Below are 2,230 nucleotides of genomic sequence, written 5' to 3' on the forward strand. Positions count from 1 at the left end.
GCCGCGGCGCGCGGCCTGCCAGCTGCCCGCCATAAGCGGCGTGCCGGCGTCGAAGGCGAACAGGCCCACGCGCGCCGGGAAGCTCGCGGGGAGCACATCGCGCCGCATGCCGGGCGCAGGCCAATAGGAAGGCAGCACGTCGAGCGCGGCATTGGCGGGGTCGAGCGCAATCCATTCGTCCCACGCGCCCGCGAGGAAGTCCAGGTAGCGCGGCGCATGGACCGCACGCAGCAGCGCCTCGTCGAAGCCGTCGTCCGGCATGTTCACCGGGCCGAGGCGGCGCGCGTTCAGCTCCGCCAGCACATGGTCGACGCGCGCCGGCACCTCGAAGCTGGGCACCAGCTGGCCGCGGAACATCTCCATGCGGCCCTGGTGCAGCGTGTGCTGCTCGTTGTAGATGGTCAGCATGGCAACTCCCTTTCCCGTTGTCAGCGATTGAGCACCGGGCGCAGCGCCTGGCCGGTGTGAGTGCCGATGTTCACCAGCTCCTGCGGCGGTGCCGCGGCCACCACCTGGCCGCCGCCGTTGCCGCCCTCGGGGCCGAGGTCGATCACCCAGTCGGCTTCGGCGATCAGGTCCAGGTCGTGCTCGATCACCACCACGCTGTGGCCGCCGCCCACCAGGCGGTGCAGCACGTGGATGAGCTTTTCCACGTCGGCCATGTGCAGGCCCACGGTGGGTTCATCGAGCACGTACAGCGTGTGCGGCGCCTTGTTGCCGCGGCGCGTGACGTCGTCGCGCACCTTGCTCAGTTCGGTGACGAGCTTGATGCGCTGCGCCTCGCCGCCCGAGAGCGTCGGCGAAGGTTGCCCCAGCGTGAGGTAGCCCAGGCCCACGTCCTGCAGCAGCTTCAGCGGATGCGCGATGTTGGGCATGCTGGCGAAGAAGTCCACCGCCTCGTCCACCTCCATCTGCAGCACGTCGCCGATGCTCTTGCCGCGCCAGCTCACGGCCAGCGTCTCGGGGTTGAAGCGCGCGCCGTGGCAGCTTTCGCAGGGCACCTTCACATCGGGCAGGAAGCTCATCTCGATGGTGCGTACGCCGGCGCCCTCGCACACGGGGCAGCGGCCTTCGCCGGTGTTGAAGCTGAAGCGGCCCGGGCCGTAGCCGCGCGCCTTGGCCTCCAGCGTGTCGGCGAACAGCTTGCGGATGGTGTCCCAGAAGCCGATGTAGGTGGCCGGGCAGCTGCGCGGCGTCTTGCCGATGGGGGTCTGGTCCACCTCGAGCACGCGGTCGATGGTCTCGTAGCCCTCCAGCGCGGCGCAGCCGGCCCATGCAGGTCGCTTGCCCGCGGCGTCGGCGTCGCGGCCCGCCTTGGTGCTGCGCTGCTGCGCGATCGCCTGCACGTTGGCCAGCAGCACGTCGCGCGCCAGCGTGGACTTGCCCGAGCCGCTGACGCCGGTGATGGCCACCAGGCGCTGCAGCGGCACGCTGGCCGTGACCTTCTTCAGGTTGTGCATGTCCGCGCCGCGCACGGTGAGCCACTGCGTTTCTCCCTCCCCCGCTGGGGGAGGGTTGGGGTGGGGGCTGGCGCCGGTGGTTGCGGCAGTGCGTTTGCCCGAGGCAGGGGCGCCCCCCCCCCTGCCCTCCCCCAGCGGGGGAGGGAGGAAGACAGGGCGGCGCGCGTGCAGCGGATGGCGGATGGCATCGCGCAGGTAGCGGCCGGTGAGCGACCCCTCGGCCGCCTGGATGTCGGCCAGCGCACCTTCGGCCACCACCCGCCCCCCGCGCTTGCCGGCGCCGGGCCCGATGTCGATCACATGGTCCGCGCGGCGGATGGTGTCCTCGTCGTGCTCCACCACCACCAGCGTGTTGCCCTTGTCGCCCAGCTTGTGCAGGGCATTGAGCAGGATCTGGTTGTCGCGCGCATGCAGGCCGATGGTGGGCTCGTCCAGCACGTAGCACACGCCCTGCAGGTTGCTGCCGAGTTGCGCCGCCAGGCGGATGCGCTGCGCCTCGCCGCCCGACAGGGTGGGCGCGCCGCGGTCCAGCGTGAGGTAGCCCAGGCCGACTTCCTCCAAAAATTCGAGGCGGCTGCGGATCTCGGGCACCAGGTCGCGGGCAATGTCGGCCTCGCGGCCGCTGAGCACCAGCGTGTCGAACCATTGGCGGATATCGCTCACGCTCATGCGGGCCAGCTCGGCGATGCCGATGCCGCCTTCCTCCTCCCTCCCCCCCTGGGGGAGGGCTGGGGTGGGGGCAGACGCCGTGCCCATGGCCGACGGGGCTT

Annotated in this window: 1 protein-coding gene and 1 pseudogene; both read right to left on the bottom strand. The window is 71.2% G+C overall.

The genetic code is table 11. From position 1 onward, the window contains the following. Positions 1–408: pseudogene (locus tag VSO01S_RS26320) on the bottom strand (histone deacetylase family protein); the annotation flags it as partial. Between the two features lie 20 nt (positions 409–428). Next, the coding region (locus VSO01S_RS26325; protein WP_506016912.1) for an excinuclease ABC subunit UvrA at positions 429–2,230 on the bottom strand (1,802 nt) is incomplete at its 5' end.

Origin of the sequence: Variovorax soli NBRC 106424 (genome assembly GCF_001591385.1) — a bacterium.
Lineage (GTDB): Bacteria > Pseudomonadota > Gammaproteobacteria > Burkholderiales > Burkholderiaceae_C > Variovorax > Variovorax soli.